This is a genomic window from Acinetobacter shaoyimingii (assembly GCF_011578045.1).
Lineage (GTDB): Bacteria > Pseudomonadota > Gammaproteobacteria > Pseudomonadales > Moraxellaceae > Acinetobacter > Acinetobacter shaoyimingii.
Genome location: NZ_CP049801.1, coordinates 1,954,172 through 1,970,351 on the forward strand (window position 1 = coordinate 1,954,172; position 16,180 = coordinate 1,970,351).

19 protein-coding genes are annotated in these 16,180 nt (G+C 36.9%); 11 read left to right on the forward strand and 8 right to left on the reverse strand.

What is annotated here, in order from left to right; all coding sequences use genetic code 11:
• Window positions 1-29 precede the first annotated feature (29 nt).
• Window positions 30-356 (reverse strand): hypothetical protein, encoded by a 327-nt coding sequence (locus G8E00_RS08790; RefSeq protein WP_166009738.1) that lies wholly within the window; start codon window positions 354-356, stop codon window positions 30-32.
• Window positions 357-530: 174 nt separating this feature from the next.
• Here G8E00_RS08790 and G8E00_RS08795 point away from each other — a divergent pair, with 174 nt between their 5' ends.
• From G8E00_RS08795 to G8E00_RS08820, 6 genes are all read left to right on the forward strand, one after another.
• Complete coding sequence (locus tag G8E00_RS08795; protein ID WP_166010061.1) at window positions 531-950, forward strand: guanosine-3',5'-bis(diphosphate) 3'-pyrophosphohydrolase; 420 nt, start codon at window positions 531-533, stop codon at window positions 948-950.
• An 88-nt stretch (window positions 951-1,038) separates the two neighbouring features.
• Window positions 1,039-1,938 carry a LysR substrate-binding domain-containing protein gene (locus G8E00_RS08800; protein WP_166010060.1) on the forward strand — a complete coding sequence of 300 codons (900 nt, stop codon included), beginning with the start codon at window positions 1,039-1,041 and terminating at the stop codon, window positions 1,936-1,938.
• Between the two features lie 91 nt (window positions 1,939-2,029).
• Window positions 2,030-3,115, forward strand: a complete 1,086-nt coding sequence (trmA, locus tag G8E00_RS08805; RefSeq protein ID WP_166009736.1) for a tRNA (uridine(54)-C5)-methyltransferase TrmA — start codon at window positions 2,030-2,032, stop codon at window positions 3,113-3,115.
• Between the two features lie 242 nt (window positions 3,116-3,357).
• Complete coding sequence (locus G8E00_RS08810; protein ID WP_166009734.1) at window positions 3,358-3,591, forward strand: hypothetical protein; 234 nt, start codon at window positions 3,358-3,360, stop codon at window positions 3,589-3,591.
• Between the two features lie 117 nt (window positions 3,592-3,708).
• The gene (locus G8E00_RS08815; RefSeq protein ID WP_166009732.1) at window positions 3,709-3,954 is read left to right on the forward strand and encodes a hypothetical protein; all 246 of its coding nucleotides are present in this window, start codon (window positions 3,709-3,711) and stop codon (window positions 3,952-3,954) included.
• A 553-nt stretch (window positions 3,955-4,507) separates the two neighbouring features.
• The gene (locus G8E00_RS08820; protein ID WP_166009730.1) at window positions 4,508-5,044 is read left to right on the forward strand and encodes a lecithin retinol acyltransferase family protein; all 537 of its coding nucleotides are present in this window, start codon (window positions 4,508-4,510) and stop codon (window positions 5,042-5,044) included.
• 385 nt (window positions 5,045-5,429) lie between these two features.
• Here the strand turns inward: G8E00_RS08820 and G8E00_RS08825 are convergent, their stop codons facing one another.
• Entirely contained in the window at window positions 5,430-6,476 is a 1,047-nt protein-coding gene (locus G8E00_RS08825) for an aldo/keto reductase (RefSeq protein WP_166009728.1), read from the reverse strand.
• 100 nt (window positions 6,477-6,576) lie between these two features.
• Between G8E00_RS08825 and G8E00_RS08830 the strand changes: the two genes are divergently transcribed.
• On the forward strand, window positions 6,577-7,479 hold the full coding sequence (locus G8E00_RS08830) for a LysR substrate-binding domain-containing protein (protein ID WP_166009726.1): 903 nt from the start codon (window positions 6,577-6,579) through the stop codon (window positions 7,477-7,479).
• Between the two features lie 50 nt (window positions 7,480-7,529).
• Here the strand turns inward: G8E00_RS08830 and G8E00_RS08835 are convergent, their stop codons facing one another.
• Both G8E00_RS08835 and G8E00_RS08840 read right to left on the reverse strand, forming a co-directional pair.
• Window positions 7,530-7,850 carry a pyrimidine/purine nucleoside phosphorylase gene (locus G8E00_RS08835; RefSeq protein ID WP_166009724.1) on the reverse strand — a complete coding sequence of 107 codons (321 nt, stop codon included), beginning with the start codon at window positions 7,848-7,850 and terminating at the stop codon, window positions 7,530-7,532.
• Window positions 7,851-8,014: 164 nt separating this feature from the next.
• The gene (locus G8E00_RS08840; protein ID WP_166223778.1) at window positions 8,015-9,736 is read right to left on the reverse strand and encodes a glutamine--tRNA ligase/YqeY domain fusion protein; all 1,722 of its coding nucleotides are present in this window, start codon (window positions 9,734-9,736) and stop codon (window positions 8,015-8,017) included.
• A 166-nt stretch (window positions 9,737-9,902) separates the two neighbouring features.
• On the opposite strand from G8E00_RS08840, the gene G8E00_RS08845 reads away from it, so the two are divergent.
• The 4 genes from G8E00_RS08845 (at window position 9,903) to G8E00_RS08860 (ending at window position 12,581) form a co-directional block, all read left to right on the forward strand.
• Complete coding sequence (locus G8E00_RS08845) at window positions 9,903-10,412, forward strand: peptidylprolyl isomerase (RefSeq protein WP_166009720.1); 510 nt, start codon at window positions 9,903-9,905, stop codon at window positions 10,410-10,412.
• A gap of 86 nt (window positions 10,413-10,498) precedes the next feature.
• A complete protein-coding gene (locus tag G8E00_RS08850; RefSeq protein ID WP_166223781.1) occupies window positions 10,499-11,215 on the forward strand; it encodes a UDP-2,3-diacylglucosamine diphosphatase in 717 nt (238 codons plus the stop codon).
• A gap of 91 nt (window positions 11,216-11,306) precedes the next feature.
• A complete protein-coding gene (locus G8E00_RS08855) occupies window positions 11,307-11,984 on the forward strand; it encodes a hypothetical protein (protein ID WP_166223784.1) in 678 nt (225 codons plus the stop codon).
• A gap of 177 nt (window positions 11,985-12,161) precedes the next feature.
• Complete coding sequence (locus tag G8E00_RS08860) at window positions 12,162-12,581, forward strand: hypothetical protein (RefSeq protein WP_166223787.1); 420 nt, start codon at window positions 12,162-12,164, stop codon at window positions 12,579-12,581.
• 70 nt (window positions 12,582-12,651) lie between these two features.
• Here G8E00_RS08860 and G8E00_RS08865 read toward each other — a convergent pair whose 3' ends face one another.
• Genes G8E00_RS08865 through thiM form a run of 4 tightly spaced genes read right to left on the reverse strand, consistent with a single transcriptional unit; the run spans window position 12,652 to window position 16,106 of the window.
• Window positions 12,652-13,293, reverse strand: a complete 642-nt coding sequence (locus G8E00_RS08865; protein WP_166223790.1) for an HAD-IA family hydrolase — start codon at window positions 13,291-13,293, stop codon at window positions 12,652-12,654.
• Window positions 13,293-14,405 (reverse strand): LLM class flavin-dependent oxidoreductase, encoded by a 1,113-nt coding sequence (locus tag G8E00_RS08870; RefSeq protein ID WP_166223794.1) that lies wholly within the window; start codon window positions 14,403-14,405, stop codon window positions 13,293-13,295. The genes G8E00_RS08865 and G8E00_RS08870 overlap by 1 nt, the downstream gene beginning before the upstream one ends.
• A 16-nt stretch (window positions 14,406-14,421) precedes the next feature.
• The gene (locus tag G8E00_RS08875; protein ID WP_166223797.1) at window positions 14,422-15,264 is read right to left on the reverse strand and encodes a sulfurtransferase; all 843 of its coding nucleotides are present in this window, start codon (window positions 15,262-15,264) and stop codon (window positions 14,422-14,424) included.
• Window positions 15,261-16,106, reverse strand: a complete 846-nt coding sequence (thiM, locus tag G8E00_RS08880; RefSeq protein WP_166223800.1) for a hydroxyethylthiazole kinase — start codon at window positions 16,104-16,106, stop codon at window positions 15,261-15,263. Before thiM ends, G8E00_RS08875 begins: the two co-directional genes overlap by 4 nt.
• Between the last annotated feature and the right edge of the window lie 74 nt (window positions 16,107-16,180).

Genomic DNA, 16,180 nt, shown 5'->3' on the forward strand with positions numbered 1-16,180 from the left:
TTTAAATACATAGGTTTTAAAACCCAGTTTTATTTGCCGCTAAAACCAATATAACGATACATCCCTTCAACACCTAAATCCGCTTTATAAATGAGAAAATCGGTGAACGTTGCACGGGTAATTTCATCAAAAACATTTGAGTTTTCATCATCTGCATGAATGTCATCCACACTACGTTGCATAGTTGTTTCAAATTCATCCGAAATATATTCAAAACCCAAATCCATGGCCATAAACAAGGTATGTTCACATGGCTGAATATATTGTTCTTGTTCCCAGTCGAGCACAGCATGCTGACAATGTGGACATGTGATATTACCCTGCTGATCATGTAGATCGATCAATTGAAAAGCCATATATTTAATTTAAATTGTTAAAACCTTAGTTTAACTGCCCAATGCAAAATTGAATAGTCTTTGCAAAGTCAGAAGCAATTTGTTTTGATTTATTGGTCAGTTTATAAAATATCACTGATTTCAGACATGATTTATCAATATACTTCTTCATTTCATGACGTGCTTATCAACATGATGTCTACACTTGAGCAGGCGATCATTCTCGCGACACAACAACATTCAGGTCAACTAGATAAGGGTGGACAGCCCTATATTTTGCATCCACTACGCGTCATGCTGAATGTGCAATCTATCGATGAAAAGATCGTCGCTGTGTTGCACGACGTATTAGAAGATACCCATATCACAGCGGATGATTTGCTTAAACTTGGTTTTAGTTCGCATATTGTCGATGCGATTATTGCATTAACCAAATATCCCAACGAAACACGTTTGGATGCCGCACATCGCGCACGACTAAACCCTATTGCACGCCGTGTAAAAATTGCCGATGTCACAGATAATATGGATTTAACCCGAATTGTAAACCCAACAGAAAAAGATCATTTACGCATGCAACAATATGTGCAAGTTTTAAAGTTATTAAATACATAAAAAGCTGATTCAAATACATTTTATATATTGACCTGATGCAACAATATTGGTTTAAATGGAGTAAATGTTGCAATTATGGAATGTCGGTATGCTGTCAGATTTGGATGATTTTTATTGTTTCGCTTTAGTCGTTGAACATGGTGGCTTCAGCGCAGCAGAACGAGCAACCGATATCCCCAAATCTAAACTCAGTCGACGCGTTTATAATTTAGAAGAAAATCTGGGTGTTCGACTGATTCAACGTAGCTCACGCCATTTTGCAGTTACTGATATTGGAATGAATGTCTACCGCCACGCTCAAGTGATGATGAGTGCTGCACAATCTGCACATGATTTAGTCGATCATTTAAGCGAACAACCCCGTGGTCTCATAAAAGTCAGTGTTCCTGTCACCATTGCCCAACATGAAATGAGTCGGATTTTACCTGGATTCCTCAAGCAATATCCTGAAATTAAAGTTCAATTTATGGTAACCAACCGACGTGTCGATATTATTAATGAAGGTGTAGATGTTGCTTTACGGGTGCGTTTCAATTTGGATGATGATCCAAGTTTAGTCATTCGTCAGTTCCGCCATGACGAACATCATTTATTTGCAAGCCAAGCCTATTTAAATGAGTTTGGCATGTTAAAAACCCCTGAAGACTTAAGTCAGCACCGTATACTCAGCATGGCCGATGAAAACACAGACCAACATATGATCCTGCATGACAAACATGATCAAGCGATTAAAATTAAAGTCAATCCTGTGGTCATGGGATCTGATCTTGCACTGCTTGCCAAACTAGCCTCTCAAAACTGCGGGATTACTTTACTGCCTGACAGCATTTCTCAAGATTATATTCAATCAGGTGAATTGGTTCGTGTTTTATCTGATTGGAAAATGCCTCTCGGAATTTTTCATGCGGTTTATCCGTCACGTCGCGGCTTACTTCCAGCAGTTCGAGTTTTTATCGACTATTTGGTGGAAGAGCTAAGCAAAAGATAAGCGAAATCTACATGTAAGCAAAGTTTATGCAGAAAAAATGATTAATCTTTGCTACCATCTCGGCTGCTCTGTGCTAGTTTTATAAATGTTTATGACTTCTTCTTACCAACAACAGCTTGATGCGAAAATTGAACGTATTCGTGATCAGTTTGCAGAATATCAACCACCCGCATTAGAAGTATTTGCTTCACCAGAACAAAATTTCCGTATGCGTGCTGAATTTCGTATTTGGCATACCGAAAATGATATGTTCTATGCCATGTTTGAACGTAGTGAGGATGGTCAACATAAAACTGTTGTTCGCATTGATGATTTCCCCATTGCAGACAAAAGCATTAATGACTTAATGCCTGTACTTTTAAATGAATTAAAAGCAGATGCGTTGTTATCCAATCGACTTTTTGAAGTTCACTTTTTAAGTACTTTAAAAGGTGAAATGCTGGTTTCACTGATTTATCGCAGTGCATTAAATACAGACTGGGAACATAAAGCCAAAACACTAGCTGAAAAACTCAATATTAAAATCATTGGTCGCAGTCGCGGTCAAAAAGTTGTATTGAGCGATGAATATGTGGTTGAAGAACTCCAAGTTTTTGATCGCACGTTTCAATATAAACAAATTGAAAGTAGTTTCACTCAACCGAATGCACAAGTCTGCCAAAAGATGCTGGAATGGGCTTGCAATGCTGCTGAACATACAGATAAAGACTTACTCGAACTGTATTGTGGTAATGGTAACTTCACCCTACCATTGTCATTAAAATTTAATCGTGTTCTGGCGACAGAATTGGCAAAATCATCTGTATATGCTGCTCAGTGGAACATTGAAAAGAATAAAATCGACAATATTCAAGTGGCTCGATTATCTGCAGAAGAATTTACTCAAGCCTATAATGGCGAAAGAGAATTTAAACGTTTAAAAGAAGCGGACATTGATATTCAAAGTTATGACTTTGATACTGTATTTGTCGATCCACCACGTGCAGGCATTGATGACGATACTTTAAAACTTCTACAAAGTTTCAAACGTATTATTTACATTTCATGTAATCCTGACACACTGTATGACAATTTAAAAACTTTAAGCCAAACTCATAAAATTCAGAAGTTCGCAATGTTTGATCAATTTCCATATACCCATCATGTAGAATCTGGCGTATTACTGGAAAAAATTTAAACAATTTATTTCAGCTAAATAAAAAGTCACTTTTCAAAGTGACTTTTTTATATTTAAAAGTTTAATAATTGAATCAAACAGTTATGGTTTTGATTAAAAATTAATCAAAGATAAAAACGTTTATAAGCAATCTTGTTATCGAAATAACAGTTTTGAAATGATAATTGCGTCACTTTCTGGGGCTTGAATTAAATTTTAAAGTGGCTATATTTCAAATCATATTAATTGCATGTGTAGACTCTATGAGTTTTTGGCAAAAGCTGTTAGCTTCGAATACTGAGCAAAATGAACATAAAAATCAGATTGCTTGTGTTGAAAATGATTGTTCTTGTAAGACCAATGACCAACTGATTCAAGCGCTTCAACAAGCGACCGATGAGGATGTCATTCAAGGGATTAAGAAAGTTTTAATTTCACGTGGCTACAGCCGTAAGGATCTTATTGAACTATTGAATCCAACAATAACAATGCAGTAACAAAAAAGCACTTATACATAAGTGCTTTTTTTATTTTTGAGTAGTGTATAAAAATAATGTTTTACATTTAAATTCATATACCTATAATTAAATTGGATAAAAACACTAGGAAAATAAATGCAAAAATCAACATTGATGTTAATACTGGGGATGAGTTTTGGTCTAACAGCATGTGGTGGTCTACCATCTGAATGTGCTGATGTTTGGGATAAAATAGCAAAAGTTGCCAAAGACAGTGGTATTCCTGAAGATGCAATCAAAAATCAAAAGAAAGAGTTTGAAGAGCAGATTGCTAAACTACCAAAAGAAGATGCAATTAAAACATGTAAAACCCAATCATCTGTACTCGATTTAATTCAATAATACAGCTCAGTATGCGGTGCTATTTAGGACTTTAAAGTAGCAAAAATGATCATTGGCTCATATTTGAATGAACACTATAGACCCTTCTCTTGTGCCGCATAACTAGAGAACAAACTTAACCCAAGCACTGAAACACCTTTCATTCTACAGCAGTATATTAAAACTTCTTACCGCAGAAATTATTGAAATAGTCTAGCTTTGAAATATTGTTTTTTAGTTCTCTTTTCTTTAGTACCTGATTAGCCATTATAAATAACCAAGTTAAAGTATAAACTGTGTCGTATGATGAAAGTTTGAATATTCACATAGATAAGAATAAGCCGTTTATTCTTTTAAAGAATATATGACTGATCAAACACGTGAGAAGTTTAGATTAAATACATAATTTTAATTGAATACCCTACTCAATTACTCTATTTTCACCCTATAATTATTACACCATAGCATTCTGCTTATCTGGTCAATGTATCCATGATTTGCATAGTCTGAGAAATATCAAACATCGTGATTTTCATTGAAATTTCAATAAAATTCCATTTATTGGAAGTTGAGTATGCGTAGTAAAGCCTTAAAAAAGTACCCGCTTGGTGCTCACCTGATCGTAAATCATTTTGGCTATAGCCATCACGGAATTTATGCAGGTAAAGGTCGTGTAATTCATTATTCAGGTCTTGCACATCTTTTTAAAAAACGTCCTATTGAAATAACGTCAATTCATCAATTTGCACGTGGAAAAAAAATCATCATTCGTGAATACAATCAACCCAAGTTTACTGGACGCATGGTTGTACGTCGTATGCGTAGTCGTATGCACGAAAACAATTACCATCTGATTATCAATAACTGTGAGCATTTATGTACGTGGGCTATTACAGGCGTCGAAAGTAGCCCTCAAGTGATTACCATGATGCGTCGTCTCACGACAATCGGGTACATCAGTTCAGCAATGAGTTATTTGAACAGTTTATTTTTAACGGTTGCCACAACCTCATTTGCTTTAGTGCTTTATATCAAGAAGAAATTAAAAGATCGTAAAAAGCTTAATGTTCCTGTTTATATCGCATTAAAGGAACAAAATACAAAGAAATAAAACGCTATTACATGAGATATAAGAGAATCAATAGTTAAAAAAAAGCCCTGCTTTCGCAGGGTTTCGAAGAGAAACAAAGTTTCAAGATGAGCTTTTAGGCTCAGCCTTAATATGATGACAAAAAGAATATTTGTCAAATAAATATTTGATTTTTATAATTAATCAATACAAAAATATTATTTAAGTATGACTTTAATAATTTTTTTTGAGAAAATATTCAAACACATTTCAGTCATATACATAGTATATATTTCAACTATTTAGACTGTTTTAATTTGGAAGTTGTAGAACTTTTTCACTGAAACTTACTTATTTAAAGTAACTTACTGAGTTACAAAAAGCCATCCTTAGCACTCGATTCAAGTTACATAAATAACAGCTGTTTTTATTCAAATTGGGAACTTACCAGTTGAACATGACGCTCAGAAAATTGACCATTCCAATAAGGATAATACGGATAAGGTGGATAAACTGCACTTATGCTATTTAATTGTTTGAGCTGGGCATCATCTAAATGAAAATCTTTTGATTTCAAATTTTCTTTCAATTGCTTCTCATTACGAGCACCAATCAGCACTGAAGATACTGTAGGACGATTCAATAACCAGTTTAGAGCCAACTGAGGAATGTTTTTCTGTGTTTCTTTTGAAAGTTCTTTTAAGACATCTAAGATTCGATAAAGATAGTCTTCATGAACCGGTGGTGCAAACTGAGCTGTTTCATGTAAACGACTTTGTTGTGGTATTGGATGATGACGATCAAACTTTCCTGTTAAACGCCCCCAACCCAAGGGGCTCCACACCACAGCACCAATGTGCTGATCATGATTTAAAGGCATGAGTTCCCATTCATAATCACGACCGATTAAAGAATAGTACACTTGGTGGCTAACAAATTTTTCATAACCATAACGATCTGCAATACTTTGAGCTTTCATGAGTTGCCAACCAGAAAAATTTGATGCGCCAATATAACGAACTTTTCCACTACTCACTAAGTCATTTAAAGTTCTCATTAACTGTTCTATGGATGTAAAACCATCAAACTGATGTAACTGTAAAACATCGATATAATCTGTTTTTAAACGTTTTAATGATTGCTCGACAGCATGTAATAGATAAGAGCGTGAATAGCCGACATGATTAATTTGGTCATCACTTCGTATGGAAACTTTTGTTGATATAATGGCTTGCTGTCGATGTGCTTTTAAAGCTTCACCCAACATAATTTCCGACTCTCCGTCAGAATACACATCGGCTGTATCAAAATAATTGATGCCCGCATCCAAACACAATCCAATCATTCGATTCGCTTCAACTTGACTGGCTTGTCCCCATGCTGAGAATATTTGACCCTTTCCACCTAAAGTCCCTGCACCAAAACCTAATTCGGATACACGCAATCCTGAATCACCTAAAAAATTGTATTTCATGATTTATACTCTTGTTTAAAATTCATGATCACAAAATAGCAATTCAATTCATTTCAGAAAATCAGGACAATAAGAAAATACTTTTTCGAATTTATGGATAATGAATACTGAAGACTTTCATTTTTTTATTCGAGTCGCTGAACTTAAGTCAATGAGTCAGGTGGCAAAAGAAACAAATCTCGCTGTTTCTGTTGTCAGTCAGAAAATACAGCGCCTAGAAAAGTCTATGTCACTTAGGCTATTTCATCGAACAACTCGCACCTTAACCTTGACGCAAGAAGGACAACAACTGCTTAAATATGGTCGTGGCTATCTTCAAGGCCTTGAAATACTCATTGACGATTTGAAAAGCATGGACCAGCAATTGATTGGAGATTTGCATATTTCTGCATCTACGACCTTCGCTACGCATGTTTTGATTCCATTACTATCAGCATTTATGATTCAACATCCCAAAATAAAAGTCCATTTAGAATTGGATGATCAAAACATCGATTTGATTGAGCAAGGCGTTGATCTTGCAATTCGTATTGGTACATTGTCAGATTCAAGCTTGGTCGCACAGCGGCTCATGGATAATCCTCGTTTGTTGTGTGCTTCGCCAAACTATTTAAGACGATTTGGAATTCCCAAAACTTTAGAAGACTTAAAAAATCATCAATGCATCATACAGAAGCATCAGCATGGGTTAACTCAGATTTGGAATTTGGTTGACGAAAATAATTCGCTTCAAAACATACACATAAATGGTCATTTTTTTTGTAATTCTGGGGAGGCTATTCGACAAGCATCATTATCAGGTTTAGGAATTTCTAATCATTCATTGTGGCATGTAAAAAAAGATCTAGATTCAGGAACATTAGTACAGGTCTTATCTGAATATAAGGTACAACCCACAGCAGTATATGCCGTCACTTCAAATAAAAAATTTATTTCCCACAAAGTTCAAGTATTGATTGATTATTTAAAACAAAACTTACTGAAATATGAAAATTTTATTTAATGACCATCGCTATTGAATCATCATTAATGTCAACAAGCTTAAGGTTACTGTTAGCCCAAATGGCAAATGTAATCTACGACATCGGTACTATACATACTAAAACGACTATTTTCAGGAACGCTAAAAGAATCGCCAACGCTATACACATAGGTTTCTTCGTCATCACCAATACGAACTTCACATGAACCAGAGATGATTTCTATTAATTCATTGACATGTGTTTCAAATGTCAGCGGTTTTTCTGTAGGCAACAATACACCAAGTGTTTTTTTTGATCCATCTTTACATTCAATCAGATAACTGATGGAACGACCTTGAAAATAAACATTGGGCTTTTTATGAATCGTGACAAAATCTAATTGTGATGTCATGTATTGTCCTTTATTTTTAAAAATTATCTTGTCATCATAAATTAATCAGTTTTTATCATAATTTCAAGAAATACCCAGCCGAAGCTGGGTAAAAATCCCGAAAATAATCACATTTTTAAAATCAGGTGATTATTTTCATCTCGTATTGTGTATCAATGTTAATACTAGGCCTTAGGTTTAAAACTATCTTTTAAATCTAAGATACGGTTAAACACTGGTTTTTCAGATGTATGATCGTGTTGATCTGCAACAAAGTAACCTTCACGTTCAAACTGGAAGCGATCTTCAGGTTTTGCTTGAGCCAAAGCAGGTTCAATCACCGCTTGAACCACTTTTAATGAATCAGGATTCAAGTTCGCCAAGAAATCATCATCAGCATCAGGTGCAGCTTCAGTAAATAGACGATCGTAAATACGAACTTCAGCAGGCACACCTTTTGTTGCAGAAACCCAATGAATCACGCCTTTTACTTTACGACCTTCAGGGTTCTTACCTAAAGTTTCAGGGTCAATTGAACATTTCAATTCAACCACTTCACCATTGGCATCTTTAATCACTTCATCGCATTTGATCACATATGCATGACGCAGGCGAACTTCACCGCCCGGAATCAAGCGCTTAAAGCCTTTAGGTGCGACTTCTTCGAAGTCTTTACGATCAATATAAATTTCAGACGTTAAAGGAATAATACGATCACCCATATCCACGTTTGGATGACGTGCATGCGTAAGATCCATGTCTGCTGGTAAATTGGTTAAAGTCACTTTCAATGGATTGAGTACCGCCATACCACGTGCAGCCGTATTTTCCAAAGATTGACGAATCGAGAATTCCAGCATTGCCACATCGACAATACCATCTGTCTTCGACACACCAACCCGCTTACAGAAATCACGAAGACCTTCTGGCGTAAAACCACGACGGCGCATACCCACAACAGTTGGCATACGTGGATCATCCCAACCATTCACATAACCACCTTCAACCAATTTACGTAATTTACGTTTCGAGGTGATGGTGTAATCAATGTTTAAACGGCTTGATTCGTACTGACGTGGCACAGCTTCAGAATGGACTTTTGCAACCACCCAATCATAGAACGGACGATGATCTTGGAATTCCAAGGTACATAATGAGTGTGTAATACCTTCAATCGCATCTGACAAAGGATGCGCATAATCGTACATCGGGTACATTTTCCATTTATCACCTGTTTGGTGATGTTCAGAATGCAGTACACGATACAAAATTGGATCACGCATATGCACGTTCGGTGACGTCATATCGATTTTGGCACGAAGGACAGCTTGCCCTTCACCCAATTCGCCATTATTCATCTGTGCAAAACGTGCAAGGTTCTCTTCAACCGAAGTATCACGGTAAGGAGAGTTTTTGCCAGGTTCGATGAAATTACCACGGTTTAGTTTAATTTCTTCTGGAGATTGCAAATCGACATAAGCATCACCTTGCTTAATCAATTGAATCGCCCAAGTATGTAATTGGTCGAAATAGCTCGATGCATAGCGTGCTTCGCCATCCCACTCAAAGCCTAACCATTTTACATCATTGGCAATACCATCGACATATTCTTGTTCTTCAGCATCTGGGTTAGTATCATCAAAACGAAGATTACATAAACCATCAAATTCTTCGGCAATACCAAAGTTTAAGCAAATAGCTTTAACATGACCAATGTGCAAATAACCATTTGGCTCAGGTGGGAACCGAGTCACCACTTTCTCTGTGCGACCAACAGACAAATCATCTGTAATGACTTGACGTACAAAGTCTAAGCCTGGCTGTTGTTCTTGCTGCGCAGCATCGACAGAGGCAGTACTAGGTGTCGGGGTATTTGGCAGGCTTGAAACAACATCATTTGGCTTCATAGTTGATAAATCACTTGTATAAGATAAAATTAGGATAATAAAAACGCTTTTCTAAATATTTAACAAAGAAATTAACGTTTTTTCTTGCCTTGTAGTTTACAGTTTGCTTATGCTTCTCTCAACCAAAAACCCATGGCTTTTTTGTCCATGATTAGGAGATTACACAATGAGTTTTCCTCAAGTCGAATTAAACACCAATAAAGGTCGTATTGTTCTTGAATTAAATGCTGAAAAAGCACCTAAAACTGTAGCAAACTTTTTAGAATATGTACGCGATGGTTTTTATGATGGCGTAATTTTCCACCGTGTTATCGATGGTTTCATGATCCAAGGCGGTGGCATGGATGAAAACTTCAAAGAAAAAGCTACTCGTGATGCTATTGAAAATGAAGCTGATAACGGTTTGACCAATGACTTAGGTACGATTGCAATGGCACGTACTCAAGCACCTCATTCAGCATCTGCTCAATTCTTCATTAACGTTGGCAACAACGGTTTCCTTAACCACTCTGGCAAAACTGCTCAAGGTTGGGGTTATGCAGTATTTGGTAAAGTAACTGATGGTATGGACGTTGTAAACGAAATCAAAGGCGTTCGCACTGGCAACCGCGGTTACCATGCAGACGTTCCTTTAGAAAACGTTGTGATTGAATCTGCTAAAATCATTTCTGAGTAATAATCCCTCCCAACCTCCCTTTATTAAAGGGAGGAGAAGTCCCTCTTTATTAAAGAGGGACTTAGGAAGACTTTAAGGAAGCTTAAGTGACCCATCTGTTTATTTCAGATCTACATTTGTCACCTGATCACCCTCGACTCATTCGAGGGTTTTTGGATTTATTAGACCAATACCAAACTCAAGAGACTCAACTTTATATTTTGGGAGATTGGTTTAATGCATGGATTGGCGATGATTACTCTGCCCCATGGTTAGACGACATTGTTGAACATTTGAAAGCATTTACCGCTGCTGGAAACCGAGTATATTTCCAAGTCGGCAATCGAGATTTTGCTTTACATCAAGTCTTTTTAAATCAGTTCAATGGTCAACTTCTTCCTGATATTGATACCCTTACGATTGGGCAAACCAAAATTCGTATTGAACATGGTGATGCACTGTGTACAGATGATGTGAAATATCAACGCTTTAAGAAAGTCATTCGTAATCCTTTTTTAATTAGTTTCTTACGCAAAACCCCGCTGAGTTTTAGAACTAAACTGGCTGAAGGTTTTCGTAAACGTAGCAATCACACTAAAGAATTTAAGTCTTATGAGGTGATGGATGTCAATCAGGGTGCTGTTGCAGAAGCATTAAAAGATGTTGATCTTTTGATTCATGGACATACACATCGACCTCAAATTCATCATGAATATGGCAAATTACGTATTGTCCTTGGCGACTGGCGTGAAGATCAGGCACAGATATTAGAAATTGATAATCCGAATGAGCATTCATTTTCATTAAAAACGTGGTCATATTAGCCTTTGTATTAAATCCAATAAAATAATTATTGGATTTATCTTCTTGACTAAAATATATTATATGACAATAAAATAACTCAATCTCATTCATATGTTAAAAAAAATTCTTTTCATCATTTTTCTTTTATATTCTACTACTGGGTTGGCAAGTACCAATAACAATCAAGATGACTTAGCTCAGATATTTTCAAATGATGTGTTAAAACTCGATTTCCCAGATGGTCTGACTTTGCAATCGATGGCAATTATTGCAGATAAAAAAGGATATCTTATTTATTTCGATGACAATATCGATACTCAACAATCAATTCCCCAAGTAAATACAAAAATCAGTTCATTGGCATTATTTAAACAATATATAGAAAAATTTAATTTGAAATATAAAATCCATAAAGATGGATTTATACACATCTATACCAAAGAAAATTATATACCCGAGGTTCCTTACTCTTATGGTTCTATGTTTTTGGTGAGTGATGAAAAGTATGGCTGTTATACCAAAGTTCACGACATAATGGATTTATATAACATGAATCTGTATGACCAATCTCCTTCAGATAAAAGCTTAAAAAAATTTGCTTTAGACACCATTTTAATTAATGCCGTTTTTAAAAATAAACGTATTAATTTCATGTGTATGACACAGGGCGATTCTACAGAATTTTTGCATCTAAACATCAATGGCTTTGATTTTATGCAAATTGTTGAACTATTTTATCAACTCAAATATGAATTTCAAACTACAAAAGGTCATGACTCAATGAAATAGTTAGGGCTATACAGCCTAGACTCTAACTCATTCACGAGAATAAAACGCTCAAACTATATAAATGCTTGTTGTATTTTATTTCGACTAACACTGTTTTAATCCGTTCTCACCGTCTTGCTTTAACACATAATTGGCAGATAATGGTCGTCATCTTTTGATTGAATCATCGAGTTTTTCATGTCCGATTTTAGCAATATTACTGTCACTTCTCACGATGATGGAAAAGTGTCTCTACTCATTGGTAATCAAGCAATTTCTGAGCGTTACGATGTTCATTTAGATGCTGGAATTATTGATGAATTGAAAGTATTAGAAGATGGAAAATCCCTCAAGTTATTCGATCAATTTATTTTTTCACATACCGACTTAAACTTTGAACACAGCTACAGCTATGCGACTGTGATTTTAAAAACTGAAACTGAATATCAACTACACCGTAATTTTGTCTATAAAATTACCGCCGAAACACAAGCACCTGTTGAACATGTCATTACCAATCAGGGACAACCGATGACGACTGAAGATGTTCAGTTATTCATTAATAAACAAGTGCAAATGTCTTTGGAAAAGTACACAGATCTAAACTACGCTTATTAATATGACCATAAAAAAGCCCTGATTCAGGGCTTTTTTTATACTCATCTTTACACTGATCAAGATTAAATTTTCATGAGTCATGTTCGATTAAAATCTGATGATAATTCTCGATAAAAACATCAGTACAAGCTTGCATCGCTGAACCTACACCCACACATTTTGCACCCGCTTTGAACACTGCTTCGATACCCGCCGCCGCATCCTCAAAAACAAGACATGCTTCAATTGGTATATCCAATATTTGAGCCGCTTTTAAATATCCTTCTGGGCTGGGTTTACCTTGTTGAATATCTTCCGCAGCTACAACCACGTTTGGCATAGGTAAACCTGATGCTTTGAGTCGTGCTTCAATTAAAATACGCTCAGAGGAACTGACAATGGCCCAAGGAATTTGCTTCGAATTAAGCGCATTGAGAATATCAAATGCACCATTCACCGCCTGTGCTTGATCTGCTGCCTGTACAAATTGAGCAGTCAATTGTTGATACTGCGCATCGACCTCAGATGCTTGAATAAACGCCCGCACGATATCAATGCTCCGTTTACCGTGACTAAAAGCAATCACTTTCGACGCATCTAATGCATTCTGCTCTGCCCAGTTCTGTAAAATTTGCCCGATGGAACCTGTCGACTCGACCAATGTTCCATCCAAATCAAAAAGAATCGCCTGAACAGCATAACAGTGTGTACTGTGTTGAAATCTAACCTGCATTAGGCGCCAATCTCTTTCAACAAGGGCAATAACAACTCAGCAGTATATTGCGCTTCTTCAATCAAAGGCCATCCCGACATAATCAATGCACTTAAACCTGTTTCGTCATGATATTTTTGTACTTGCATGGCAATATTTTCAGGGCTTCCGACCAAATATGCCGCTGAAGATGCATAACCAAAAATATCCAAAGATGACCAAGCACTCATACCTGCAAATAGGTTGTCTTCTAAACGCAAAGACTCAAGCGGTGGTAACTTGCCTTGACGAATATAATCCACCCATTCTTGACGCTGTGCATCTGGCGCTTTGAAGCTATCAATTCCCTGTTCACCATTGGTTTTACGCTTAATTGAAACATCCAATTTATGTTTCAACAGTTCTGCACCCGTTTTTTCAAAAATCTGATAAAACTGTTGTTCTGCTTCTGTTTGTGTTTTACGTACGGTCACACTGGTTAAAGCACCCAAGTCATCGTATTTTCGACCATGTTGCTCTGCCGCTAAAACTGCACGCTGAAATTGATCTTTGACTCGTGCACGTTCACGAATCATCAATAAATAGGTATTGACCACTTCCCCTGCATGCTCGATTCCTGCTTGCGAATCGCCTGTACCCCACAGTTGAATACCCTGCGGAGAAGTTGGCTCAATGGTGTAATCTGTATTGGGGAATAATGAACGATAACCTTTTTGATAATGCGCTTGGAATTCTTCCCAATAATTCTGGCCAAGTTCATACCGAGTTTCAGGCGTTAGGGTCACTCCATACGTTCCCACACGTTGTGGTGTCCCATTGATGTGATTAAATAGCAATCGACCGCCATGAAACTTTTCAAAAGTCAGCGCTTGTTCTGCAAGTAGCTTTGCAGGTGTTAACCCTGCATATTCAGCAACAAGGAATTTCATCTTCTCGGTAAAGCCTGCAACCGATGCAGCCGAGGTCAATGGATCGTTTGGCCAAGTGGCGACAAGTGCGCCAAAGAAACCGCCCTGATCGATGGTCTGTGCTAAACGCTTGTAGCGCTGAAAATCCACAGGATAAAATTCATCTTGCATCCAAGGGTAATGACCATCCGCAGTACTTAAGTACCACAATGCTTTAATTGCCATGTTGTATTCCTAAAGTTTAAATGGTGGACTGAAGCGGTAAATTTGGATTTGAACTCCATTCCGCCATTGACCCATCGTAAATTTTGACTGAATGTGCTTGAGATTGGATAAGGGCAAATGCTGCACCGCTTGCGGTAATACCACTGCCACAATAAATAATGATGTTCTTGTTGAGATCGAGCCCAAACCTTGAAGCTATATGCTCAAATGACGAATAGAATTCACCTTGCTCATTGAGAAAATGAGCAAAAGGAATATTGATACTTCGAGGTATGTGACCACGTCTTGCATAACGTAATTCTGAGCCATCAAATACCTCAGGACGCAGTACATTGATTAACTGTGCTTGAAGTTGACCAGATACAACATTTTCAATATCTTGCTGACTTGCAAAATATCGTTCATCTAAATTAAGCTGAGGTAAATCAACATTTGGGACAAATTTAGTTGAAACCTCGCCTTGCTCTACAGTCAGTCCTTTTGCAATCCAAGTATTGAATCCCCCAGACAATACATAGATATTTTCAAACCCATAAGCATGCAAAACCCACCATAACCGTGTGGCCCAAATATGATTTTCTCGATCATAAATGACAATGTTCTGCGCTGGTTGCAATTGAAAATGAACCAAAGATTTCGCGAATTGAAACTGATTTGGATGTTGATAATGCAGATCTGTTCCTAATGCACAAAAATGTAAATTTAAATCGACATATTGCGCGTTTGGGATATGTCCATTTAAATATTGCGCATATGCTTCTTGCGCCTGAAAGGATTCAGCAGTTTTCGAACCAACTTCAAGCACTTGAAATTCATCTAAATGCGCAAGCACATACTCGGCATCGACTAAAGCCTTCATGCAGCGACCAATTCCTCAACTGAAAATTCTAAATATTGCTCAAAGTCATCCGCGGTAACATTATACAATTCATTGATAAATTCACGTTGAAAATCTCCAGGTGCATCGGTTTTTAAATGTGCTTTCTTACCTGCAACGGCATAATGCGCATGCGCTGAAACAACCGCATTAAATGGATCTGTGACCGAAGTATAAGCTGCGACCAAAGCCCCCAATGAACATCCTGAAGCGGTGACCAATGGGAAAAAATGACTACCGCCTTTAATTTTAGCAAGCCAAAACTTTTCTCCAGTTTCATGACTTGTTTTCGCGACGATATGATCAATTTCACCCGATGCTGAAACTGCGGATGCATGATCAAGTAATGACTTTGCAGCCTCTACTGAATGTGCTGGATCATTTGAACTGTCAAAACCGCGTGAATTAGCCCCTAAACCAGCAAGACCAATAATCTCTGATGCATTGCCACGGATTACAGTCGGTTTAAATGATAGAAAATCAGCAGCAATTTGACCACGCCAAGACAATGCACCTGCTGCAATTGGATCTAGAACCCAAGGCTTTTTTAAATGACTCGCTTGCTGAATGGCCAATTGCATTGCTTCAACTAAAGCTGATGTAGGTGTTCCCAAATTAATAACTAAACCTTGTGCAAAATTGACAAACTCAGCAGCCTCTTCAGGATTATCAACCATTGCAGGAGATGCACCAGCACTGAGTAAAACATTGGCCATAAAGTTAACTGAGACACTGTTGGTGATGCATTGCACTAAAGGCTTTTGATTTTTTAAAGCTTGATGAGCAGCTAAAATGCTGTCTAAATTTGGAATATTTATAGCCATAAACACATCATTATGAATAAAACGTGTTTCTATTATCATTAAAATGAATTTAATCAAAAAATAATAAAATAAAT